At 44.2% G+C, this 25,259-nt stretch carries 18 protein-coding genes and 1 pseudogene; 8 read left to right on the plus strand and 11 right to left on the minus strand.

Features of this window, described 5'->3' with window-relative positions; all coding sequences use genetic code 11:
* The first annotated feature begins 315 nt into the window (after positions 1-315).
* A complete protein-coding gene (locus tag KUL49_RS11495) occupies positions 316-2,724 on the plus strand; it encodes a TonB-dependent receptor (protein WP_014950639.1) in 2,409 nt (802 codons plus the stop codon).
* 183 nt (positions 2,725-2,907) lie between these two features.
* Positions 2,908-3,435 (plus strand): ester cyclase, encoded by a 528-nt coding sequence (locus tag KUL49_RS11500; RefSeq protein ID WP_131137359.1) that lies wholly within the window; start codon positions 2,908-2,910, stop codon positions 3,433-3,435.
* 56 nt (positions 3,436-3,491) lie between these two features.
* On the opposite strand, the gene KUL49_RS11505 is transcribed toward KUL49_RS11500, so the two are convergent.
* A complete protein-coding gene (locus tag KUL49_RS11505) occupies positions 3,492-5,615 on the minus strand; it encodes a TonB-dependent siderophore receptor (protein ID WP_131137360.1) in 2,124 nt (707 codons plus the stop codon).
* Positions 5,616-5,918: 303 nt separating this feature from the next.
* Between KUL49_RS11505 and KUL49_RS11510 the strand changes: the two genes are divergently transcribed.
* Both KUL49_RS11510 and KUL49_RS11515 read left to right on the plus strand, forming a co-directional pair.
* Positions 5,919-7,805, plus strand: coding sequence for a TonB-dependent siderophore receptor (locus KUL49_RS11510; RefSeq protein ID WP_131137361.1), 1,887 nt, complete (start codon positions 5,919-5,921; stop codon positions 7,803-7,805).
* Between the two features lie 10 nt (positions 7,806-7,815).
* Complete coding sequence (locus KUL49_RS11515; protein ID WP_131137362.1) at positions 7,816-8,259, plus strand: DUF6314 family protein; 444 nt, start codon at positions 7,816-7,818, stop codon at positions 8,257-8,259.
* 18 nt (positions 8,260-8,277) lie between these two features.
* Here KUL49_RS11515 and KUL49_RS11520 read toward each other — a convergent pair whose 3' ends face one another.
* From KUL49_RS11520 to KUL49_RS11530, 3 genes and pseudogenes are all read right to left on the minus strand, one after another.
* Positions 8,278-9,141, minus strand: a complete 864-nt coding sequence (locus KUL49_RS11520) for a DMT family transporter (RefSeq protein ID WP_131137363.1) — start codon at positions 9,139-9,141, stop codon at positions 8,278-8,280.
* A gap of 71 nt (positions 9,142-9,212) precedes the next feature.
* Positions 9,213-9,521 (minus strand): annotated as a pseudogene (locus tag KUL49_RS11525) (aquaporin); the annotation flags it as partial.
* Positions 9,522-9,614: 93 nt separating this feature from the next.
* Positions 9,615-9,806, minus strand: a complete 192-nt coding sequence (locus KUL49_RS11530; protein WP_131137364.1) for a hypothetical protein — start codon at positions 9,804-9,806, stop codon at positions 9,615-9,617.
* A 279-nt stretch (positions 9,807-10,085) separates the two neighbouring features.
* Between KUL49_RS11530 and KUL49_RS11535 the strand changes: the two genes are divergently transcribed.
* Positions 10,086-10,502, plus strand: a complete 417-nt coding sequence (locus KUL49_RS11535; RefSeq protein ID WP_110288128.1) for a Dabb family protein — start codon at positions 10,086-10,088, stop codon at positions 10,500-10,502.
* 159 nt (positions 10,503-10,661) lie between these two features.
* Entirely contained in the window at positions 10,662-10,994 is a 333-nt protein-coding gene (locus tag KUL49_RS11540; RefSeq protein ID WP_131137365.1) for a DUF1904 family protein, read from the plus strand.
* 24 nt (positions 10,995-11,018) lie between these two features.
* On the opposite strand, the gene KUL49_RS11545 is transcribed toward KUL49_RS11540, so the two are convergent.
* Positions 11,019-12,179, minus strand: coding sequence for an AI-2E family transporter (locus KUL49_RS11545; RefSeq protein WP_131137366.1), 1,161 nt, complete (start codon positions 12,177-12,179; stop codon positions 11,019-11,021).
* Positions 12,180-12,370: 191 nt separating this feature from the next.
* Between KUL49_RS11545 and KUL49_RS11550 the strand changes: the two genes are divergently transcribed.
* The gene (locus tag KUL49_RS11550) at positions 12,371-15,202 is read left to right on the plus strand and encodes a PAS domain S-box protein (protein ID WP_131137367.1); all 2,832 of its coding nucleotides are present in this window, start codon (positions 12,371-12,373) and stop codon (positions 15,200-15,202) included.
* A 236-nt stretch (positions 15,203-15,438) separates the two neighbouring features.
* Positions 15,439-16,527, plus strand: coding sequence for a Gfo/Idh/MocA family protein (locus tag KUL49_RS11555; RefSeq protein WP_131137368.1), 1,089 nt, complete (start codon positions 15,439-15,441; stop codon positions 16,525-16,527).
* An 84-nt stretch (positions 16,528-16,611) separates the two neighbouring features.
* On the opposite strand, the gene KUL49_RS11560 is transcribed toward KUL49_RS11555, so the two are convergent.
* The 6 genes from KUL49_RS11560 to KUL49_RS11585 form a co-directional block, all read right to left on the minus strand.
* Positions 16,612-17,685 (minus strand): ADP-ribosylglycohydrolase family protein, encoded by a 1,074-nt coding sequence (locus KUL49_RS11560; protein ID WP_131137369.1) that lies wholly within the window; start codon positions 17,683-17,685, stop codon positions 16,612-16,614.
* Positions 17,686-17,774: 89 nt separating this feature from the next.
* A complete protein-coding gene (locus KUL49_RS11565; protein WP_131137370.1) occupies positions 17,775-18,563 on the minus strand; it encodes a lipase in 789 nt (262 codons plus the stop codon).
* Between the two features lie 221 nt (positions 18,564-18,784).
* Positions 18,785-20,890 carry an ATP-dependent helicase gene (locus KUL49_RS11570; RefSeq protein ID WP_131137371.1) on the minus strand — a complete coding sequence of 702 codons (2,106 nt, stop codon included), beginning with the start codon at positions 20,888-20,890 and terminating at the stop codon, positions 18,785-18,787.
* 208 nt (positions 20,891-21,098) lie between these two features.
* Positions 21,099-22,163, minus strand: coding sequence for a PD-(D/E)XK nuclease family protein (locus KUL49_RS11575; protein ID WP_219995808.1), 1,065 nt, complete (start codon positions 22,161-22,163; stop codon positions 21,099-21,101).
* Positions 22,164-22,916: 753 nt separating this feature from the next.
* Positions 22,917-24,749: a DUF4105 domain-containing protein gene (locus KUL49_RS11580; protein WP_242633812.1), complete on the minus strand. Its 1,833-nt coding sequence runs from the start codon at positions 24,747-24,749 to the stop codon at positions 22,917-22,919.
* A 3-nt stretch (positions 24,750-24,752) separates the two neighbouring features.
* Positions 24,753-25,109, minus strand: a complete 357-nt coding sequence (locus tag KUL49_RS11585) for a hypothetical protein (protein WP_039223413.1) — start codon at positions 25,107-25,109, stop codon at positions 24,753-24,755.
* Positions 25,110-25,259 lie beyond the last annotated feature (150 nt).

Below are 25,259 nucleotides of genomic sequence, written 5' to 3' on the forward strand. Positions count from 1 at the left end.
GCTTGAAGTCTATATTTATACTTCGAAATCTTATTTTTGCTGTCATTGTTAAAGCTCATTGTTTATAAATAAAGCCTTTTATTACATGTGTTTATTTGTTCTCAATGTATTTAAACAAAAAATTAAAATTCATGAATTAACAATCTTTGAACATTTTTATTGACTTCGAAGTAAATAGAGTTGTATGTTTGTTTAGACCAAGAATTAAACAACCTAGTATGATGTTGTCACAGGCAGGGTCATCAAAGGCTTGATAAACGCAGGGCACTAACAGGTTACTGCAGATAAGGTTTTATTAATCCGGGAACTATCACGATGAAGCAAGACCAACGAAAGTACCATACAACATACCTCTCCCGCGCTATTCAAAGTGCACTTCTAATCAGCGTTAGTTTTTGCGCTAGCGCCCAACAAGAAACCCCTGACAGCGAAGCTAAAGCAGCGGGCGTTGAACGTATTGAAGTAACAGCAAACCGACAATCTCAAGATTTGCAGGAAGTATCGTCTTCTGTGAGCGCGTTAGGTGCAGATGATATTTTGCGTAACGGCATTGAAAATATTAGTGGTCTTGAAAACGTTGTTCCCGGATTAAGAATAGGCAGCTCAGGTGGTGAAGTTCGTCCCGCTATGCGTGGTGCTCGTACCAACGAAGTTGGCGTGGCCGGTACAGGTATTGCTGAACAAGTTGTTGGTATTTTCCAGGATGGTATTTATGTGCCAACGACCACCGGTGGCTTAGGGGCTTACGTTGATATTGAGCGCATTGAAGTACTGCGCGGGCCGCAGGGAACACTGTATGGAAGAAATACATTTGCAGGTAGTATCAACGTTATCTCAAAGCAGCCTGAACTTGGCTATACCAGTGGTTCTGTGAAACTTACTCATGGTAGCTATGACCGTTCGGCCTATGAAGCTATTTTAAACCTGCCGCTAAGTGATAAGGCCGCTACGCGCTTTGTCATGAGCCACGACCGTCATGACGGCATGATCGAAAACCATTTCTTGCCGGGCTCGTCAGACGATTTACGTGAAAAGAACCAATTCTACTTACGTAACACGACTAAATACGAATTCTCAGACGATGTTACTGCATTGCTTCGCCTTGATTATAGTAAGAAAGACGCAAACTCAGAAGCGATTTGGGGTTACCAACAAATTGCGGGTTATCAAATTTCTGAAACCTCACCGGGGTCGGGCGTTTACAACCCTATTGCTACGGTAACACCTGGCCACATTTATCAGCCTGCTGATGCTGAGCGAGATGATGAAGGCCCATACGATGTATACAGAAATGCGGTGTCTTTCGATAACCAAGAAGCATGGTCGGCAACCTTGACCCTCGACTGGGCGATGGACTGGGCAAACGCAAAGTGGACCACCAATTATTCTGAACTGTCAGGCGAGCAATTCTACGATAACGACTACAGCGATGGTGGCTTAGACTTTGTTGGTGGCTTTGGACGTCAGGACGATCAAAAAGCGTTTTCTACCGAACTACAGTTGTCGTCTGTTGAAAGCGATAGCCCGTTTTCTTGGATAGCAGGCGTTTATTTGTTCTCGCAAGAAGCGGATTGGGAATGGCTGTGGCGTGAGGATACAACCGGTAACGGTGAGCCAGATTCTATTACGGTTCCTTCGTGGGGAAATCCAAATCACGATCCGCATGAAGTCGACTCTGTAGCCGTATTTGGCCAAGCTCGTTATCAACTTAACGACAGCAACCGCTTGTTGGTTGGCCTTCGCTACAACAAAGACGAAAAGACATTTACAGGCGATTCAATTCCCGATTGGGACGACTCAGCGGTATTGTGGAAATTAGCTTACGAGCTAGATGTTGCAAAAGACATGATGGTTTATGCCAGTGCAGCAACAGGTTATCGTACTGGTGGTGCTAACGACGCGAGGGTGGTAGCGCGTGGTGCCGATCCGCTATACGACAATGAAGAAGTTATTTCTTACGAAATTGGTTTGAAGAGCTTTTTATTCGATAACACCGTTCGGTTTAACGTTTCTGCTTTTGCAAACCAATACGATGACGTGAAAGCGCAGCTGTTTGCAGTATCGTGTAACGACACAACAACTGACTTAACCGTGGCACAGTGCGTTTCTACTGGCGTTAGTACAACCTTTGAATACTATGAAAACGGTGGTCAGGTTGACACCTACGGGTTAGAAGCTGATTTGGAATGGCGCCCACTAAGCGAGTTAACGTTAAATGCAACCTTGGCGCTTCTTAACGCCGAGTTCGCTGACGACTTTGCTGTAGGTAATTCTCAACTTCAGCCGCTACTTGGGTTAGGCAATGTTGATGGCCGTCAGGATATAAACGATCCAAATAGCCAGTTTAGCTTTGCGGGTTACTCTCCAGCTATGTCGCCAGATTATACGCTGGGCCTAAGCGCAAGGTATGAGTACTCATTGCCAAATGGCGGTTACTTAACGCCTTATCTTCATGTGAACTTTGTTGACGATCACTACGCGTTTGATATCAATATTCCTGAAACAAAAGTAGATGCTCACGCCATGGTAACGGCTCGCATCTCTTGGGAAGTAAATGAAAACTTAAACGTCGATTTCTTTGCAAATAACCTGACGGATGAAGAAGTGCTTACTCGTGCAGTGGTTCAGTCTCAAGTGCTTAATGGGCTGCCTATCAACTCCATTCAGGCAAACTGGAATAACCCGCGTACATACGGCGTAAGCTTACAGTACAAGTTCGACTAACACGTGCAGCGCAGTGCGCTATTTTAAACGCTGAGCAAACTGGGCAATCACTAGGGTGATGAGCCCAGTTTTGGTTCTTAGCGCTAAATATCTACTTTACGCTCTGTTTCAAAACCCCAATTACGCATTCTTTAAACAGAGCTTTTAATATGCAGTACTCAACACTTTTTTGGGAGATATGAGATGAAAGGTTCACGTCCAGAACAAGGCATTCTTACAAAAGACAACGACTTGTCAAAAACGCAGGAAACCATTGATACCATTGACGCTATGGTCGATGGATTAAATGGTCATGATATCGACAATATGGGCCGTTTCTTCAGCGAGAACTTTCGCTGGATGGGCAATGCAGGTTGCGGTTTCAAACAAGGGTTAAAAGAGTTTCAAGACAACTGGCAGCGACCGTTTCAGGCTGCGTTTTCTGATAAAGTTTGTATAGATGAAGCTCGCGTCACACAAGGTGAGTGGTGCGCTGCGTTTGGTCGCCAAGAAGCGGTTCACACTGGAACCTTTATGGGAATAGAGCCTACCGGTAAAAGAGTTGAAATTCGCTATATGGATTTTTGGAAAGTGGTAGACGGTAAAATTGTAGATAATTGGGTTAACGTTGACTTCCCCTACATTATGCAGCAGCTAGGTGTAGACCCGTTCAACGGACACGGGTGGGAAAACCGTGACTCAGGGAAAATGCCAGTGCAAAACGGCGAATAGAAATGTATACCAAACAAGCCGGAACATCGAAGCCACCGGCTTGTTTGATTTTATTACTAGAACTGGTACTTAACGCTTACTGTGTAGTTAGTCGGAGAGCCCGGCATGGTCCAAAGCTGATGGTATGAGTTCTCAAAATAATCTCTGTCGAACAGATTATTCACGTCAAATCTCATAGAAAGTGCATCGCTGATATTCACCGACCCTGCTAAGTTCACAAGGGTATAAGACGGCAAAATGAATGTTGGATCGGTGGTTTGTCCTAAGCGATCGCCCACGTAACGCATGGTCACACCAAAGAACGCTTCTTTTTCAAATACGCTGGTGAAATGGTTAAGCGAGATATACCCCGAATGCTTGGCAATATTGATTAATCGCGACCCTTTTGGAATAGGCACGCCCCAATCCAAGTTATTGACTTCGTTAGCGGTTTTAGCATTTATGTATGCGTATGCCATATCAAGGCGAATGTCTGAAGTAAGGTCAGTGGTTAACTGAAATTCTACCCCTTGGCTTTCAACTTCACCGAGCGTAGCTGAAAAGCCAGTGTTAGGTTCAGCGGTAAGCATGTTGGTCTTTTCAGCATCGAAAATAGCGACGCTACCAGAAAACATATCAGCAATGTTTTCCCACTTAGCTCCTACCTCAAAAGAGGTGGTCTCTTCAGGGTCAAACGCGTTGCGGTCAGAGTCAAGTCCGGGGTTGGGTCTGAAACCTTCTGCATAACTAGTGTAAAGGCTTACAGAATCATTGATTTCATAGACGAAACCAAAGCGTGGCGTCACTTCCGTTTGGTCTTGTTCTTGCCCTTCATTGCTTAACTTATTAAGAATGTCTTGCTCGAATTTGTCCACGCGAAAGCCAACTAAAAGCTTGGTTGCTTCGCTAAGCTCTATAACATCTTGTGCGTAGAAACCTAGCCCTTTTTGCTTTTCAGCCGTGAGTGTAGTGGGCGTAACGTCAGGTCTGAAAATAGTGTAGTCTGGATTTTCAGGGTCGATGCTATAAGTGGTATCATCCGCCCCCCACGCAGTGCGCCAACGACGATAGTCTGTATCGATGTGGTAGTTGTAATAGTCCAAACCAAACAAGACATTATTTACGAAGCCTGCCACGTCTACCACGCCACTTAATTCAAAGCGTAGTGATAAGTCTTGCGCTTGATAGTCACGGGTTCTGCGTTGCCTTGAAAGTATAGATGGATCGGTATACAAAAGCTGACGGCCTTCTGACAGTTCAGTATCTGAAGACTGCCCTTCAAAAGAAGAGTCTCTGTAGGCGAAGCCACTGAGTAAATGCCAGTTGTGATTCAACTCGTGATTTAACACTAGCTGATGTCCGAAGGCTTTAACTTCATGGGCTCCGTCTCTAACATCACCATAAAAGTCTTCGGCATCTACGGCGTCAAAGTCGTTATTTAATATGAACACACCGCGATCAAGCGGCTTTTCCTGATCCAGTATTTCCATCTGATAGCTTAAGCTGGTGTGATCAGAAATGTTCCAAATGAATGAAGGGTTAAGGTTCAAATTCTTGAAAAACACGTTATCGCGATAAGTATCAGAGTCTTCGTATGAACCGTTAACGCGATACGCCATGTCTGAATTAATGCCGTTCGTGTAATCGAACTCTACTTGTTTTTTATCAAAATTACCTACGGTACCCTGGATGTAGCCTTGCTCTTCGAACTGAGGTTTTTTGGTAATAACGTTAATGGTACCGCCAGGTTCACCTTGACCATATAAGGCTGATCCCGGACCCTTCATTACTTCTATAGTTTGAACGTTAACCGTGCTTCTATTACCGCTATAGCCACGCACGTTGAAGCCGTTTATTAAATAACCCGATGGGTTATTTTCATCGCCAGAAAAACCTCGGATCGCAAAGCTATCGAACATGCCGCCAGAGTTGTTTTGTCTAACAATGGTGGGCGCAAAATCTAGCGCATCGATGAAACGCGTGATCCCTTCATTCGCTAAGGTATCAGCAGTAATTCGGTCGATTGCTTGTGGGGTGTCGATTAGCGGTACATTACCACGGTATGGCTGAAAGTGTCTTTTTACCTCAATGTGTTCAAGTTCATCATGAGCACCTTGAAGGGAGCTTTCATCACTTTGCGCAGCGGCGCTTACTGATAATGCAACTAAAGAAAATATAAATGGTGTTTTAAGATCAAGCATAAGCAAGGTATTACGTGTCTTTGGCAGGTTTTGTAGAGGTCGCGAATGTTATGTTATCTCGTTTCTTTTAGCAAGGAAGGTAAGCAGACAATAAGGTGAGATTGATGATTATTGCGGGCTGCTACAGATACATACAGTCTGTTTATATTGATAAATAGAAATGTGCAGAGCTGTAAGTAAAAATAAACTTACTGGTCTAAACTCACCTGCGCAGCGTTTTCCTCGGTCTGCTAATGCTATACACTTCGCGTTTTTATTACTCTTGCCTGCAGGCTGAACCTAAATTTTTAACTAGGACACTGAATGCGTCACACAATCCTATCTTTGCTCTTTTGTACTTTACCTTTTACCGCCATGGCCGCTGAAAGTGTTGATTCATCAAACGCTAACTCTGGCGTGGACAGCAACGAAAAAGGCGTAGAAAAAATTACGATTGAAGGGGCAGCGACGGCGAACAACAAGCCGGTAGGGACGTTTAATTCACCTATATCTAACTTAGAGTACGATCCGCGAGTCGATTTGCAATCAAGGAACATGGCAGAAGCGCAGGCTGACGTGACTATTCGCGGCGGTATATTCGAAAACACGGGTTTTCGCATAGGAAGCGCAACGCTTATCGACCCGCAAACGGGGCACTATTTTGCTGAAATTCCGATTGCGCCAGAAATGTTGACGAAGCCGAGTATTTCCACAGGGGTCGATAACGCGCTTTACGGTGTAAATAGCTCTGTAGGTACGGTGTCTTACGGCTGGCGTCCCATCCAAACAGCAGGCAGTGTGTCAGTGGGAGTAGGTAATAACAACTTCAATTTGCAGCGTGTACACGGTGCAGTAAAGCACGCGCTTAGTGATTTACCTGGTTGGTCTGTTGGGGTTGAAGGGGAGTATTCTCGCTCTGAAAGTGATGGCACTATTGCTAATGGCGATCATAATTTCGAACGCGCGTCAGGGCGTATTCAGCTGGCAAGTGATGACTCACAAACCGACGTGTTTTATGGCTTTCAGCAAAAGTTTTTTGGCTGGCCTAACTTGTACACGCCTTTTAACGTAAACGAAACAGAAGACATTCAAACCCGTTTGGTCATGCTAAATCACAAACAGCGCTACGGCGAAGAGAGCATGAAAAATACCTTTGAAGTTTCTGCTTACTACAGAGAGAATGACGACCGTTACGTATTCTCACGTGAAAATCCTGAAGCGTTTCAGGCGTTTCATGAAACCCAAGTGAAGTCATTGGCATTTTCCGGTACTCATAATGTTTCGCAAGAATTCGGTATTAACTACACAGCACAGCTTACTGCAGACGACATCACATCAACCACGCTAGAGAACAATTTCACCTCTCGCGACTACTACAAAATAAGCGTAGTGCCCGAGTATCGAACTCAGTTGAACAGCAATGAATTGCTTACCGTTCGTTTAGGTGGGGCGTTTGACGATACAAATCGCGACGACGACAGACTGTCTTTTGTGGGCGATATTAGTTGGCTTACCCAAGCAGGGAGCAATGCCTCGCGTACACTCTATCTTTCGTATGCAGAGGCGACGCAGGTGGCTGGCTACACTGCTGTAGGCGGCAGCACCACAAGCGGTCTGTTTAGAAGTAACAATCAGTTACAGCGAGAAGTCAGCAAAAACCTAGAGTTTGGGGCGTCATTTGATAAAACGTCTTTCAAAGTTGATACCGCTGTATTCTATCGCTGGGATAACGAGCTGACAGATTGGACGTATAGCTTCGATGCTACTTCAGCTCGCAGTGCAAACCCGGTCGACATCGAAACCCTAGGTGTTGAGGTGATTGCCATTAAACGCTTGGAAAGCGCAGATGTGGTGGCCAGCTACACCTATTTAGATAAGTCTGAAGACTATCGAATTGATGAGGTAGACGCGAGCTTTTACGCGCTTAACTATCCGCCGCATCGCGCCACCCTTGGGGTGGTGTGGTTTGCAACCGATACGGTTGAAGTGCGCATTGACAACGAGTGGCGGAAACAAGAAACCAATGCGCTTAGAAACAGCGATGACTCTGCGTTTTTCTCACATGTCACTTTCACATATTCACCTGCTCAGATTGAAGGGTTAAGTCTGGTATTGGCAGTCGATAACTTGTGGGATGAGCGCTTTGAAGAAATCCCAGGAACGCCGGGTCGCGGCGACCAATATTCTGCCACTGTTACCTATTTTTGGTAAGGACGGCGCAATGACAGTTAATTCTCCTCATACCTTGGACGATTTTGCTGGACGATGGACGCTAACGCGCAAAATCATCCAGCGAAATGGCGATGTATTTACCTTTTCTGGCGAGGCTGAATTTAGCTGGCTGGAAGGCTGCGTACAAAAAGAAAAAAGCGGCTTGGCGTATTACGAAAAAGGCGAAGTAACTGCGCCTAACGAAAGCGTAATGCCCGCAGAACGTCGGTATTTCTGGCAGCAGCCTCAAACTGGTTTATTTGAAGTGTTGTTCGATGATGAACGTTATTTTCATTCTTTCAGTGCGACCAACCCAAACGCTGAGCACTTATGTGGCGACGATAATTACGTGGTGCGCTATGACTTCACAGCGTGGCCTGTGTGGCGCTCTACGTGGCAGGTCATTGGGCCGCGCAAAGACTACACCATGGAGAGTGAGTATAGTCCTGCGTAGCTTTGGCCTTTTTGAGGCTTATAACTGTTTCTGCTTCTTAGCGTGTTGATGGGACATCCAAAGTGCAATAGCAATGATGGTACCGCCAAGAAGCAGGCGAGAAAAGTCGGTGTCTTTTTGCCAAAGCAGTAAATTAACCACAAGCCCCGCTGGAATAAGTGCGTTATTCATAATAGCTAACGTACCACCAGAAACGGCCAGCGCCCCCTGGTTCCAAAAGTAGTATCCAAGCCCTGATGCCACAATACCCAACCACAGTAGCACTCCCCATTGCTCGGTATTTTGCGGTAGTTGACTTGGGTTGCCGAAAAGGAAAAAAGCGGGCAAGGCTACAACTAACGCGCCTAAATAAAACCACGCGAATACGTTGTGATAGGGTACTTGGGCTGTAAAAGTCGAGGTCAGCTTTTTATAACCCACTTGTCCTAGTGCAAAGGAAAGATTGGCACCCTGAACAATGGCAAAACCAAACCAGTAGTTATCAGTCACGCCATCAAAGCGAATTATGGCTGCACCTGCGGTGGCAATAAGTGCGCACAATAAATAAAACGGGGTAAACCGCTTAAACAGGGCGTCGTTCAAAATGGCGACATAAAGCGGCGTAAAAATGGTGAAAAGCAACACTTCTGGCACGCTTAAAAACAAAAATGCGTGGTAGAAGAAAATATACATTAACCCTAACTGCACAGCACCTAAACTGGCCAGAATCACCTTTTGTTTAAGGCTCAATAATGCCGGCCTAAGGAAAGGAAGGAAGACCAGTGTGGCGAGCACAATGCGTGTCAAAACAGCAAAATAACTGTCTACTGAGCCAGCCAAAAACTCGCCTATGAGCGAAAAGGAAAATGCCCACAGGACAGTAACTGCTATTAAATAAAACACACGCTATGCTTCTTTGTAAGTTCAACCGCGGCGTAAAATAGGCCATCGCCGCTCGTATATCAATAGTTAGCTTACCCTCTATCGACACACGCTTCAGAAGTTTGTGTAACAGCGGAAGTTTCGCAATCGTTTGGAATAGTGCAGGCGCGACTTTCTGGTGAAAGGGAATGACCTATTAATACAGGGTACAGCCAAGCGCCAAAGCATGCTCCACATATAGGCGCTACAATAGGCACAATAAAGTAGGGAATGTCTTTCGCCCCATCAAGCGCATACTTCCATCCCGCAATATGGGAAAAAAGCTTAGGACCAAAATCGCGAGCTGGGTTCATGGCAAAACCGGTCAACGGCCCTAAAGAAGAGCCAATGACAGCAAAAACGAATATTTATCGTTCTTGGTGTTGATACTGGTATTCAGCTTGGTATAGCAGCACCGCTGTTACCTCAGAGCGGTGATACTAAAAAGGCCAGTCTTAGTGGAATACGGATAGCTCAGTACTGAGGCTAGCATTCTTGTTGTCGCTATCGCCTTTTAACTCTCCAGCTTCTTCAACCAGTGCTGTCATGGCGTCAATAATATCGAGGAAGCTTGCTAGCTGCTCTGGCGTTAGACCATTAGATAAGTTTTCAATTTTATTGATAAGCTGTTTGGTAGGTAAGCGCATAGCGTCAAAATCTCGTTGTTTACATGTTTAAAATTCAGTTTCTTTAGGTATCTTTCAAGTTGCTTGCCAACATGCAGAATATTAAATTCCTGGCGCTTTCTTGCCTTGCTAATTGAGTCCAGATCTATTTCGCAGTGAAAGACAGAGCTCACAAGTGTGTGTTTACGCGAAGATGAACGGGTTCTTATTGCTTCAATTGAGATCCAATGTCATTGTAGAAACATCAGCATGTTCAATGTTTATGACAGAAATCTACAGCTAAGGTAAGCAGGGTCTATTATGGCAGATACAAAAAGACGACAATTTTTAGCAACCGCAGGAGCGTTTGCTTCGCTATCTGCATTGCCCGCTATGGCGCATTCGTCCCGCACCACAAACGCTGAGTTACCACCTATCCTTCATATGGTTTACTTCTGGCTGAAAGATCCAACGTCAACAGAAGATAAGCAAAAGCTCATTGCTGGTTTGCAATCGTTGCGCGCTATCCCACAAGTTCACTCGCTTCACATTGGTGTGCCTGCCAATACACTAAAGCGTGACGTGATAGATAACTCGTTTGACGTGTCTGAACTTATGCTATTTGAAAGCGTTGAAGCGCAAGATGAGTACCAGCTTCATCCTATTCACAAAAAGTTTGTGGAAGAGTGTTCTCATTTATGGCGTGAAGTGGTGGTGCGAGATTCTGTTTCGGTATAATTCTTAATTTGCCGTGAGAACGTTATACCCTTTTACCGAATAGTATGGCATTCATCGCGTACTAAAGGCTAGTCCTCAGTCTAGACGCTATTAAAGCGTGGTATGATGCCGCTTAGAAAATTCCGGTACACAAACTAAAGAGCTATTAAAGGACAAAATATGCCGCACATTCGCGTAAGAGGTATCGAGCAATCAGCGTTAGAAGAGGTTGCAGGTTCTATCGTTGAACAGTTTGCCAAACTGACCGACACCCCTAACGATCATTTCACAGTAGAGCACATTGCGAGCCAGTTCATTGTGGCCGGTGGAGCCTCTTCGGCTTATCCGTTTATAGAAGTTTTGTGGTTTGATCGCGGGCAGGATGTTAAAACTGCAGTGGCTCACGTTATCGATACTGCGCTTCGCCCCTTCGTAGGAGAGGATAAGGACATCACCGTTTTATTTGAAGATCTCAACGGCAACGATTATTACGAGAATCGCGAACATTTCTAGCTTGAAGGGGCGCAGAGAGTGAAATTATTTTGACTCGAGAAGTCTTATCCAGTGATCAAATACGCCCAGATTTTCGAGAATGATCTTAAAACACATTAGAATAGGCACGGCGAGTAAAACGCCTACCACACCCCATAGCCAACCCGTTATTGCTATCCAAATTATGATTATTAACGGGTTAAGCTGCATACTTCTTCCTAGCACCGCAGGCGTGATGAGCTGTGATTCAATGATATTCAATACTAAAAACAGACCCGCTGGCAGAAACGCACTGCTGGTAAGTCCAAACTGCACAAGCCCAACTACCAGCAATACCACGCAGCTCGCCACACCACCCAAGTAAGGGACAAAGTTCATCAGCGCAACCAGCGCTCCCCAAAGTAACGCATCGTCTATTCCTAAATAGTAAAACACGCCAGCTGTAGCTAACCCTAAGCAAGAGTTTATGATGCTGATGGTGACGATATACGAAGACAGCTCCCGTTGAATTTGATCTACCAACACCAGCGTTCGTCGCTTGTTGGTAACAATAGGGAAGTCTCTTACAAAAACATTGAATAGGTTGGGGCCAAAAACCAACAAGAAGAAAATTAAAACGATACAGGCGAGCACCTGTGCCAGTAAAAATGGCGCGTTACTGAAGAGTGTGAGCCCAATATCTATTCCGCTTTGTTTAATTTTGTCCGTCACAGAGTTTGTATTGTCTTGTGATGGAGAAAGTTCAGGTGTCTTCTCATCGTCACCAAACCAGCTAAAGAATGAACGTTCTTTTTCAACGGGTTCAGCTGGAGGCGTTGCATAAGCGTCGATGTTGCTGCTTATCTCTTCAATTTCTTTGGATATCTCGGCAGCAATTTTGGGGAGAGATTGCATCCAGCGTTCTGCCGGCTCAGCCAGCTCTATACCTAAAAATGTAAACGGCGCGACCAGCAAAATAATCAGGGCTCCTGCTGACAGTGTGCGAGGTATGAATAACTTGCGTGCGAATGCAACAAGAGGGCTCAAAAGCAAAGCTACAAAGGCGGAAAAGAAAAGAGGAACAAGTAAAGACTTGGCAAGGTACAACGTATAAATGACAGCAAAAATCACAAGAATATTTAGCAGTCTGGTTTGTTGGGCTATTTTGGGGAACTTCCCAGCATACTTCCCGTTCCCTTTATCTTGATTCGAGCCAGCGTTGTCCATGTCTTAGCCTTGGTAGAAAGTGATCTTGGTAGAGCTTTTACTTGTAACAGCGTAAGTGTTACGAAAATTTAATCATTTAAGTTCACTTACCGCACCTCTAGAGAAGTCGCTTTGTACTGCTTAACGTAAATCGTTAGCTAAATAGTGATTTCTACTTTAGTATAATTTTTTCTACATTATTTGAGCGAATTATGTCTGAGCCAATAAGTAAGGCTTCATCTTCTTTTACCGACGACATCCCCTTTCAAGCTCTTATAGAAAATATAACTGATGCGGTGATATTTGCCGATGTTAAAGGCAACGTTATTTACGCTAACCATCAGGCCCGTTCCATCTGTGGATTAGACAAATCTGATCTCTTTGACAGCTCGGTGTTTAGTTTGTTTCCTCAGTCGCAAGTACCGAATATTACTCAACAGTTTGAACTGGCAATAAAACAGGAACCCGGTAAAACAACGGAAATTCGGTTTGGTATTGACCACGCCTGGTTCAAACTCACCATTTTCCCCGTTGCGGCGGGTGTAGTGGGGTTTTCGTTTCATGACTTCTCTATGAAGCGCAGGCTACAGATCATTTCTCAGTCTCAAAGAGATGCCATGAGACTCGCATTATCTGGCGCTACACTAGAAGATGTGTTGACCGTTTTAGTCAATGCAGTAGAAAAGGTGACAGATTTTCAAGCTGTAAGTGGAATATCCTTGGTATCTGAAGATGGGTTATCACTCATTAGCGCGGCTGCACCGTCGATGCCAAAAGAAACTAGGCAGTACTTCAAGAATATTACAATTGATGAACTAACGCCGTTAGGAAAGTGTTGTCAAACTCGTGATGTGGTGAATATTCACATCAACGCCCAAACTGATTCGAGTGATTTTAGTCTCTCCACTCAGGCATTAGGACTTCAATCATTTTGGTGTCGTCCCATTTTATCTGCAGAAAGTCGCACGGTATTGGGCACTTTCTGTTTATTTCATCGCGAGCGATTTACCCCATTACCCGATGACATTGACGTAATTAATGCACTGTCTAAAACCGCTGCAATCATTATTGAGCGCAACAACGAAAATCGCGCCCGACGGGTTGCGGAGTCGGCGTTACTAGAGAACATTGAGTCTTTTAATAAACAGCGCAGGCTTTACGAAACGGCTCTGTCGAATACGCCCGATTTGCTTTATATCTTTGACCTTGAGGGGCATTTTACGTATGCCAACGACGCGTTACTGCAAATGTGGGGGCTGAGTTGGGACGAAGCGATTGGCAAAACATGTTTAGAGCTTGGGTACGAACCTTGGCATGCAGATATGCACATGAAGGAGATTCGTCAGGTAATTGAAACAAAGCAACCAATTCGTAGTGATGTTCCTTTTACCGGTACTCATGGTCGCCGTATATATGACTACATATTTGTTCCTGTTATTGGTGAAGACGGAAACGTTGAAGCCATTGCTGGTTCGACGCGAGATGTTACTGAGCGTAAACACGCTGAAGAAATGGCTAAGCGAGCAGAGTCTCGCAGACGCTTAGCACTGGAAGCATCACACAGCTTTGGTATTTGGGATTGGGATATTAAGCAAAACTTGTTCACGGCAGATGAGCGTTTGGGAGAACTCTTTAACCTCAGTAGCGATGAGGCTGAAAACGGTGTAGCCATTGAAGTGCCCAAACAATATATCCACCCAGACGATTTAGCAGCGTGTGAGGCTGCTATTTGTGAAAGTATTAATAACCGCACCCCATTTGATGAAGAATACCGTATCTTACAAAAAGACGGCACTGTCCGCTGGGCTTCATTTAGAGGACGAGTCATTTATAACAGCTCTGGTGAGCCGGAACGTTTTCCGGGAGTAGGTGTAGACACCACGAGAGAACGAAATGCGATAGACGCGCTTCAAGAGGCCGATCGCCGTAAAGATGAGTTCCTTGCTACGTTGGCACATGAATTACGTAATCCGCTTGCACCAATTCGCAATGCGTTGGAAATTCTGCAGTCAGACGACTACAGCCAAAATCAGAAGAGCGAGGCATTCGGTCGAGTCGAACGACAAGTAACGCAAATGATACGGCTTGTTGATGACCTTATGGATGTGTCACGAATTACCCGAGGAAAAATTCGAATTCATCGCAAACCTGTGAACTTGTGTGAGATTCTGGGTACGGCGATTGAGACTATTCAGCCCCTGATTGATGAAAAACAGCATACGCTGCTGGTGGAAAAAGTAGCAGAGCCGGTTTGGGTAAACGGAGACCTTATCCGGTTGTCGCAGATTTTCTCGAATATTATCAACAATGCTGCAAAGTACACTCCACCGGGTGGCAATATCGAGGTCTGTATTAGTACTTGCGACGGTAAGGTAACCATTGCAGTTAAAGACAATGGAGAGGGCATTCCAGCAGACAAGCTAAAATCGGTTTTCGATATGTTTACTCAGGTAGATGGTGCCCTTGAACGTTCTCAAGGCGGGTTGGGGATTGGCCTTACTCTAGTGAAGAAACTCACTGAATTGCATGATGGAACGGTAAATGTGCAAAGCGATGGCGTTGATAAAGGCACAACGTTTATCGTTACCTTACCCGTTTTAAGTAAAGTACCCAAATTAGCCAGTAAACCGGAAAAGGCCCATGACGTGGTAGGCGCTACCGCTGAAAAGCTCAACGTTTTAATTGCCGATGATAATCAAGATGCCGCTATTACCATGGGATGGATTTTGGAGGCAAAAGGGTGTCAGGTTCAAGTAGTGGAAGATGGGCCATCTGCATTAAAGGCTGTCGCGTCTTTCACGCCCGATTTAGTGTTGCTGGATATCGGCATGCCGCGTATGAATGGTTACGAATTATGTACGGCACTTCGTCAAAATCGCGCGTTAGCTGACGCAGTATTTGTGGCGCAAACGGGGTGGGGACAACCATCGCACATCCAGCGTTCGAAAGAAGCTGGATTTGACCATCACCTTGTTAAACCTTTGGATTTGAGCGACCTTGAACCTATCGTGGCAGAAGCTTGGCGGGCAAAGCGCAAACAGTAAATTATGCTGTCGATAAAAGTGGGCTGCTTTTCTTCTGATTTTGTCGTAAATCGTTTCGCGTTACCAAACGGTACGATGTGCCATAGAGCTTCAAAGCTTATTGGTTGTCAGCTATAAACCTTCAATGGTGTTACTGGTAACACATTCGATAATATCGCAACGGTATTGTGATCTTTCTGAGTAAGAAAGGTACTACTAAAACCATGCACGGATTAATTTCTTAATGGAGAGTACTAATGCCCCGCATTACTCGTCGTCACTTTCTTCAATTGGCAGGTTCAGGTTTGCTGGTTGCGCACAGTCCTTATTTAATGGCAAAGCCTTCGAAAAAGAAAATAGGCGTGGCGCTATTAGGGTTGGGCAACTACAGCACAAATTTACTCGCTCCTGCCTTACAGGACACTAAACACTGCGAATTACGGGGGATAATTACGGGGAGCGAGAGTAAGATCCCGCAATGGCAGCAAAAGTACGGCATTAAAGACAGTAATGTGTACACGTACAGCACCATGGCAGATATTGCGAATAATGACGATATTGATGTTATTTACGTTGTAACGCCTACTGGCACACACAAGGATTTTGCGATACAAGCCGCAAATACCGGAAAGCATGTGTGGTGTGAAAAGCCAATGGCCATGGATAGCGAGGAATGCCAAGCTATCATAGATGCGTGTGACAAAAATGGCGTGCAGTTGTCGATAGGCTATCGCATGCAGCACGAACCCAATACCCGCACTTTTCATCAGTATCTTGAAACTAAGCCGTATGGAAACTTGACCGCGGTATCGAGCTTCGCTGGTTATGCAGGACAAGGAAGAGCGCCTGACAACTGGCGAATGAAAAAGCACATGGGGGGCGGTGCACTCTATGATATGGGCGTTTACGCGATAAACGGCGCGCGCTTTTTAACGGGCCGTGAGCCATTAGCGGTAACGGGAAGCCATCCACCACAGCGCTTTCCAGAGACGTTTACTGAGGTTGATGAAACGACCTTGTTTACGATGGATTTTGGCGACGGACTAGTGGCCGATTGCGGTACCAGTGTAGTGAAAGGGTTTAACCATTTTAAAGCTGATTGTGAAACGGGCTGGTATCAACTTAAACCCATGCAGAGCTACAGCGGGGTAACGGGCACCACGTCTGATGGAAAAACGCTGGCTCCTATAAACGGTATGCAGCAAACGCTGCAAATGGATAACGATGCACTGGCCATATTAAATGGACGACAACCTATGGTGACTGGCAATGAAGGTCTGGCCGATATCCGCATTGTGAACGCTATATTTAAGGCGGCGAAGACAGGGGAAACGGTAGCGTTATAAGGCGCTTTTGCGCGAATACGCTACCGGACAGTGAATGCCATTTGCTCATTTTGCGACTGGGTCTACCAGGCTTTTGTGTATTAGCTACCGTTCATCAAGAAGGTTAATCAGCGCATCTAAGTCCTTTTTGTCAGCTAATTCACTAAACCATTGGGACATTTCTGTCGCCTGAATTAGCCCCATTATGGCCCCCAATACAAAACCGCGGTGCACGTTGTCGCCCCCCACGTTGGTGTTCGCAATCAACGCCTTCTTAGGCGTATCAGCATAACGGTAAGCGAAGTACAAAACGGCGGGCCACGCGTCTGAGATATAACACGCTGGCGAATACATACGCCCAACAATCTCGATATCGCTTTTGTTTTTTGCCGCTATCGCAGCCAAATTCATGTGCGCAGATTTACGGGCAATATCTTCTAAAATGGCCTTGGGTGATTCACCTTCGCGATGCACTAATTTGTAGATTAACTCAACATAGAAATCGCACACCGATGCTAAAGACTCATCCGGGTGAGTTAAATAAAGGTGACTACGACACAGGCGTTTGATGTCCTCAAGGGCTGTGCTTTTGCTTGCTTCTACTATCGCTAGAGGTGTTACCGACACAAAAGCGCCTATTGAAGCCGTATCATGTGTAACCGCCCCACATTTGTGTACTGGTGTACCTTGTTCCAAGTTCGCAAAAAAACCTCTGTGATAAGACTCAGCGTATGTGTCAGGATGTTTAGGTTCATCAGCGCGCATAAAGCTAATATATTGAGTTAAAAACTCGTTTTCGTCATACCCTTTAAGTGCGCATGATAAAACGATACGCGCGCAATGTGCATTGAGTGTATTTTCTCCCGCTTTCATACCATGATGGTAATGAATGTTGTCCTTGCCCCAATACTGCCTTTTACCTTTGAGAATAACGTCGCCCACTATCTCTTTTTGATTTGCAGATGCCTTATTCGCGCGCCCACCTTGCTGCGTGGAATGTAGCGACATTATTGAAGACGGATGAAATGATGGCGCATCCTCAAATTGCTCTATCCCTAACGGAAATGCCTTATAAATATCTGCTGGGTTGTAATACCAATGTACCGGCATAGCCAACGCGTCGCCGATAAACGCGTTCTTGAGTGCCGCTTTTGCTCGTTTGATTGACAGTGAAGACATTTCTTTAAGCCTACCTCTTACGCAGTACTGTGCGGGATTGAATAATCAAGTACCTTTAAATTACGCACTGTAGGTCGAAAATGATCGTTCTAATGCTCATCGAAAAGCGACTTGTTGCGGATATATTTTCGCATGTAGTGATAGGTAATTGGGCGTAACAACCAGCTATGAAGCGACATCAAAAAGCGTTTATGGGTAGGCGTGTTTTCGTAAATTTTATCATCGTGCAGCCACAGCATCTTGCCAACGTGCCAGAAGTAAAAAGGGAAGGGCGGCATAAAGGTTATTACATCTAAATCGCAGCAAATGCGATACGTTCTATGGTGTAGCGTGTAGTGCTTATACCAAGAGCGCGTACCCACTGCGGGTTGTCCGAAAGTCACTACCCTTTTTACTGACTTTGCGTATAAACGCTCAAAGTAATCAGCCATTAATACCGCTACTGCGCCGCCGGACGAATGGCCAATGAATGTAAAGCGCTTGCCTTGCTGCCTAAGTGGTTCAAGCACTTTTACAAGTAGCTCTCTAAGTGGTAATGCTTCATTGGATGTCTTAGTGCTGGAATACATAGGTTGAGCCAATAGCCGCGCAAACCCCCAGTGGACCCAGAATTTTCTGTTTAACTGATTGAGTTTGTTTGGGATGAAGAATAAATTCGCTAGCCAATCTCTTACCCCCAATGATCCGCGAAAAACGATAATGACCTCTTTTTTATTCTCGACCCACAAAATTCTTACGCTCATTCTTCCGTACTTATCGACTAGCTGGCGTTCATAAAAAGGATCTAAGATTTTTTGGTATTGCTCGTTGGCATCAGGGTAGGCGAGTTGGCAGAGAATGGCATATCTTTCATATTGATAGCGTTTCAATTTCTTCATGAAAACTCGTATTGGAGCATTTAGCGTTTTTGAAGCTGAGCCGTTGAAGACTCTTTCACTGGATATTTCACGCTACAGGGAGTTTATTTCAGTGTTATGACGGGGCGCGTCATTTTTCTTTAAATGTCCGTACTCTTTATTGTGTCACTTTGATGTAGAACCACTCTACCTGCGGTAACACGCCTTGATTATGAACATTTTAACTCTCGCTGAGGGGAGAGTTATCTATGCGGACTGGTATTGTTCCACATCCCAAGAATATTTTTCTTTATATCGGCTATAGCACCTTTGGCAATTTTCTTTTCACTGGCTGAAGCAGTGCGCTTAGGGTAAGCAATGGGTTCCATGCAAGCGCAAACAGCATCGGTAAAGAAACGGCTCTTGGCACCGTATACATGCTTGTCACCAAACTTTTGTTGCTCTGGCACCCAATATTTCAGAGGCTGAATCAAGCTTAGTTCATCTTTCGCTCGTGTTATGGCTACGTAAAGCAAACGTCGCTCTTCTTCGAGAGCACGTTTATCACCCGCTGCGTACTCGTTGGGAAAATTGCCATCGGCAACATTCAGTACGAACACATGCTTCCACTCTTGCCCTTTAGCGCTATGCACCGTCGACAAGATAAGAAAGTCGTCATCAAGCAAAGGTTTGCCCGCCAGATCACCTGTGCTCTGCGGTGGATCTAGTGTGAGTTCAGTTAAAAATCGCTCTCTCGATGAATACTGCCCAGAGATCATTGTGAGCTGTTCAATATCGCCGAAACGTGTGAAATGATCGTTATAATTAGCTTCCAATAAATCTTTGTAAAACGCTGCGATGGCGCTTGTTTGCTCGGTCCATGGAATGTTGTTGTGGTGCACGTTATCTAGCAAATCAACAAGAGAAAGAAATGAAGGCTTCGCGGACTCTAAAAGTGCGAAGCTACGCAATTTACCCAATGCAAAGTCGTGCTTTTCTAAATCGTTAAACACTCTCTCAGCTATCTTTGGACCTATGCCGGGCAATAACTTAAGCACTCGAAAGGCTGATATTTTATGTTTAGGGTTATCTGCCCAACGTAAAATGCAAAGCATGTCTTTTACGTGAGAAGCCTCTAGGAATTTAAGGCCACCGTGTTTAACGAAAGGGATATTACGTCGAGTAAGTTCAAGCTCTAGACGATCGCTGTGATAACTTGAACGAAACAACACCGCCTGCTGTTTTAAATCAATCCCTTCTTCACGAGCTGCTAAAACTCGCTCAACAATATACTCTGCTTGGAACATGTCGTTTTCAACGGTTACCCACTTAGGCATAGGGCCGTTGTTACGCTCGCTGAACAACGATACCTTATAGCCTTCATCCCTTTGGGAAAGCAAAGTATTAGACAAGTTTAGAATGTTCGGGTGAGATCGATAATTTTGTTGTAGCGTTATCACTTTGCCAGGCAAGGAAAATGCGTCGGGGAAGTTAAGGATATTGTCCACCGTGGCCGAGCGAAATGAATAAATTGATTGGGCGTCATCGCCTACAACGGTAAGACCTTCACCAGTAGGGAAGAAACCTTTTAGAATGCCAGCTTGAAGTACGTTGGTATCCTGATATTCGTCTACCAACACATTGTCGAATTGCTCTCTTACTTTTTGAGCAATAGCGTCGACCTGCGCCATGTGAAAACAGTAAAGCAGTAAGTCGTCATAGTCTAAACTCACTTGTTCAATTTTAGTTTTCGCGTAGTGAGCAAACAGCGTGTTCAGCTCTTCTTCCCACTCGCTACAATAGGGGAAATGAGCATCGAGTATGTCGATAAGCGGTGCTTGCGCGTTCACGCAACGAGAGTAAATGTCTAAACACGTTTTCTTTTTAGGAAAGCGCCGATTGACACCGCTGAAGCCAAGTTCGTGGCGAAGCAAATCAAGCATATCCGCGCTGTCGTTACGATCCATAACCGTAAAGTCGGGATCTAAACCGATGAGTGAAGCGTGCTCTCGTAGCAGTCGCGATGCGATTGAATGAAAAGTGCCCATCCAAGGAAGTGTGACCGGATGATACGCCTTTTGTTTCTCACGCAACGTTCGCTCTATTATGCGGTTCGCCCGTGAACTTAATTCCGACGAAGCCCTTCGCGCAAACGTCATCAATAAAATTCGTTCTGGCGCAACACCATGCAATATTAGCTGTGCTGTTTTGTGAGCGAGAGTGTTAGTTTTACCTGTGCCAGCGCCTGCAATAATTAACAGCGGGTGGTGCGTTTCATCGCGCAGCTCCGTTTCGCCCGCTCCTACGGAACTCAACCCGTAGTTCACGGCTTCTTGCTGCTGCGGGTTTAATTCAGAATGAGAGAGCATAAAAAATCCTATTGAAGAGCACTTCAATAGGATAAATTAATGCACTGTATATTTAAACAGTTTTGTGTGGTGTTTAATTTTCTACCTCTGGAATTTATGACGCTCTTTCGGGTTTCACATTTCATCCATTAATACTTTAGCTTTTGAAGCCTTGTCAGGAACGCAGGCCTATAGGCCTGCTTTAGTATCTGTTTTCAAAAAGTAGACATCATCCGTCTTTACTTTTACTCAATTCTGCAAGGAAAGGTTGGAAATTCGGACAAGATAGAAGCAACTCCTGTAATAAACTAATTGAACGAATAAATTCATTAAGCTGCTCTGGAGAATCATGTAACTCAGAGAAAAATGCATCCATGCGCATCAAAACAGCGAAAGGGTGATAAAGGTTTACTTCGGCATTTGTATCAGCGCTCAAATTATCAATCACTTTCCACTTATTATCATGGGGCGAATAACTAACGTTCGATGCATTTAACTCGTTAATTCTTTCTGCGATCTCGCTTCTAAGCCCTTTAAAAGTAGTGCTTGATTGGAGCGAGTTATGTAACGATTTTTGAAAGTCGAAGATTAATCCGACGTGCATGTGTTTGCCCGTTATGTGTTCAAATTTATGGTCAGCACCATCAGCCAAAAAGCCGCAGAAAATACCTGGCTTCCAATCAAGCTTCTGCTCATTTCCAAAACTACAAAACTCTATTCCAATTCGACGCTCAACAGTGGAAAGTCGATCTTTTACAGTAGGTGCCAAAAATTGGGCTAGAGGCCAAAGGATATGTTCAAGAGAGGCTTGCTTGATAAGCGAGCGCATTTGTTCTTCTAGCTGTTTAGCTTCAAGGTAATGCGTAATAGCCAATTGATTGATAGGAGATATCTTACCCAATCCCTCTGCTTGAAGAAGTCCTTTGAAGGACTCCAAGTACCATTTGGCTGTTTCATTTTTTAAAGGCTTAATTTTACCCAATAGTTCGTGAATATCATGCCAACAAATAGCGCAGTCGGGGTTTTGTTTATGTTGATACTCTCGTGCAGTTATAAGAACAACGTGATGATAATTGAAATGTTCTTCAGCATAGGCTCTGTAATTATCGAGCTGAGAGTAACTCAATTCAGAATAGACTTTATGCTCGAAAACTATTACTACGTCGTCCCACTTAACAAGCATGTCAGGAAACTTTCCGTCGAAATTTGCTTGAGTTGTGACCTCATAGTTATTGGTATTGAACGCTTTTGGGAGCGCTGATTTTGAATTAATCTCTTCTAAGAGAGCTATCATAACCTCGCTGCTATTTTTCAATAAGTGCGCAAATGCCTCTGTTAAAAAGTTCTCTAATGGATCTGATTTATCTCTAGGTCGATACTTTCTTAAATTTACGAGTAGGTTGTCTTCCATGCTCTGGGCTCTTCCACATTATTTATTTAATTATCAAGTAACTCACAGAAAGCACCATTTTCATAAGTGCTTTCACCTCGCTCGCGAATACTTATTGCAACCTAGCGATAAGAGTTAATGTATCCGGTAAATTGATTATGCGTTTGAAAGGTGAGATAAAAGTCATTAGTAAGCGATTCAAAAGACCGCATAGTGAGTATCTCTTTTCCATTTACATTTTTCGTCCTGTAATGAAAAAGTGTCGATAATGAGTTTTCTACTGCACTTATTTTTAATAATAGTGCTATCAGCAAAAATTTTAAACGTAGCACATCTCTTCTCAAAGAGAACTCGTCCACGAGGGAACATCTGATACTCGGAATTCATAAGTGTAGGAAATTCTGGAAGGTAAGCTTTCTCGGTTTCCCAAACACTTATATGGCTAAAACATGTGTCGGCAATACCCAGACTACTGTACTTTGCTTTCGACAATAATATAGACCTAGATATTAGCCTTTCATGGTAAATCCAAAAGATACCAATACGTGAATTCGATGCTGTCATTTAAGTTGTCTTAATTTAGTTTTACACCCCACTGACACTTTTCATTTTTAGAACCCTCTTTAGATGTTACGTTTCGAAAGCCCCAAAAAAATGTTAAAACCGATACCCCAACATAAAAGCTGCGCTAGATTCATATTCATCGGCAACTTTCTGTATATTAACTTCAAAATCTAACGCGATGTTTTCAAAACCATATTGGTGCAAGCTAAACGATGCTGCATCGATTGGATCATCACTTCCATATTGGTTGTAGGTCCTACTTAAGTTAACTGCCAACTTACTATTCAGTTTTGTATATGCGTATAGCCCAACAACGGGTTTGGCGTACACAAATGCTTCGTGCTTGTTAGCGCCAGCACCCACAATGATGTCGCTATACACCCCTAAACCTTGCATTACTTCACGTGTTAAGCCTAAACCAAACTCTGATTGAACAATGAGTTTGCGTTTTCGCTCGCCGGTTAGCACGCGATTTATTCCAATGTTAAATGATGATGACCAGTTGCTTATATTTTGTGTAACAGGTACCCGCGATACCATTTGGTAAAGCATGGCCTTGTCCACATAGATATCACCTAAGTTGTTTTGTTCTAAGCCAACTCTGAATTCAACGTCGGCCAAGATAAGCTCGGTTTCACCAATCATGCTCCTGTTGTCGTCGGCTAGCCTTCTTGCAACAGGAAAGGCACGAATTGACATGAATGAACGGCTGTCTTGATGAGTGAAGCCGGCAGCAACATAACCTTCCTGCTGGCGAGAGGAAGGAACAGGGAATTCAGATACGTCTAAAGAAAGGTGCTTATATTTAACATCAAACGATGCAATTTCAGCTGAGTTCTTTTGATATTGCTGTTCTGAAATTGTTTGTGCTGACCTAAAGTACTGATTAAGCGCTAGTGCATATTTGGTTTCAACAAACGAAAGTGATAATGAATCTAGCTGAGCGCGAGCTAAATGCGAAGATATGTCAGACGCGCGTTTACTACCAATACTTTCTTCTAACGTCGTTATTTCCCACTTGTTTGAAGGTACGAATTGGGTTGATGCAACAAGAGAGTTTGCTTGTGCAAATTTAACAACATCTAGAGGAGTCAGCCAGCTTGCAACCTGATTTAGATGAGCAGGACGAGCAATATTTACCAACAACTGAGTAACGGTGGCACAGTTGAATATATGAAAAAAATAAGCGGGGCTCTGCTGTCCCAATTCCCATATGTAGTCTTGCATAAAGTGGCGCTGTTGCTCGTTGAAATCTAGCGTGTATCGCCAAATGTTTCTTTGCTCTTCATAGAGGTAAAACTGCTCAAATTCTTGGTAAGGAGCAACCTTAAATACGCCTTCTTTTCCAGTCATCAATGTTTCGTACATGATGTGAGGAACGTTTAAAGAGTCTAATTCTGTAAAAAACGTAATACCGTGCTTAACGGGAATGCCTTTATCGTTAGTTCCATCAAGACGAAGCATAATATGCCCCATCATAGAGCTCGCAGATGTAACATTTTCTGAGGCGTAAATTAGCTTGATACTATCGGCCGGAACACTTTCAACAAATTTGCGATATTCTGCGCAGTGCTCGGCAGGGGTAATAGATGCAAATTCGGGTATGTAGCGCTTGAGCAGCCGTAAACGGGCAGGGTAGTTGCAAATGTTTTGGGTATTACGCTGAAAAAGGTCAACGGTAGCTTGCGCTTCGGCCAACGGGCTGACGAACGACTTTGATATATAAATAGAGGTGTCTTTAGTTATTGGCTTCCCATTTTTTAGTTGTAACAATAGGTGCCACGATGGGTCGTTAGCTATTTGCTGTAACGTTGCGCTATCAACTTTTGAGTAGCTAGTTTGAGTAACGTCACTGGCCGTGGAATTAGCTGCGAAAATCAAAAAAAAGGAAGCAAGAATGCTTCCTTTTAGAATTCGTGTAAACATATCTTATTTACAAGGTACGCTTACTGAATCTTGGTATTTCCACATTTTGTCTGAGCCGTAATCGGTAGACGAACCGAATACACCGCCACTAATAATGTTGATGAAAAACGCAGATTCGACTTCTTTGTTCAAGTTAACGTCGGTACATTTTGCATCGTCAGCAACTAGCACTTTATCTTTGTTCTCTTTCTTAACAGTAACTACACCAGGCACTGTTTGAGACATGCCATCAACAGTAACTGTAGTCGTTTCACCGCTAGTTGTTGTAACGTTTATCTTGTGTGTTTCTTCGGTAAGAATGGTGGCACAACCTGAGGTAAGAATAAGGCTTGCAGCAGCTAGTCCAATTATTTTTTTCATTATATTTCCCTTTCTGATTTTGAATGTCGAATTTTCGACGAGCGTTAATATAATGTTTACGCTATAAAAATCAAATAAAGATTGTTTCTAAATTGGTCTGCTGGTGGGAAAGGGTAAATATAAGTAAGCGTATGCGCCGAGATAATAAAG

This window comes from Alteromonas sp. KUL17 (genome assembly GCF_006538305.1).
Lineage (GTDB): Bacteria > Pseudomonadota > Gammaproteobacteria > Enterobacterales > Alteromonadaceae > Alteromonas > Alteromonas macleodii.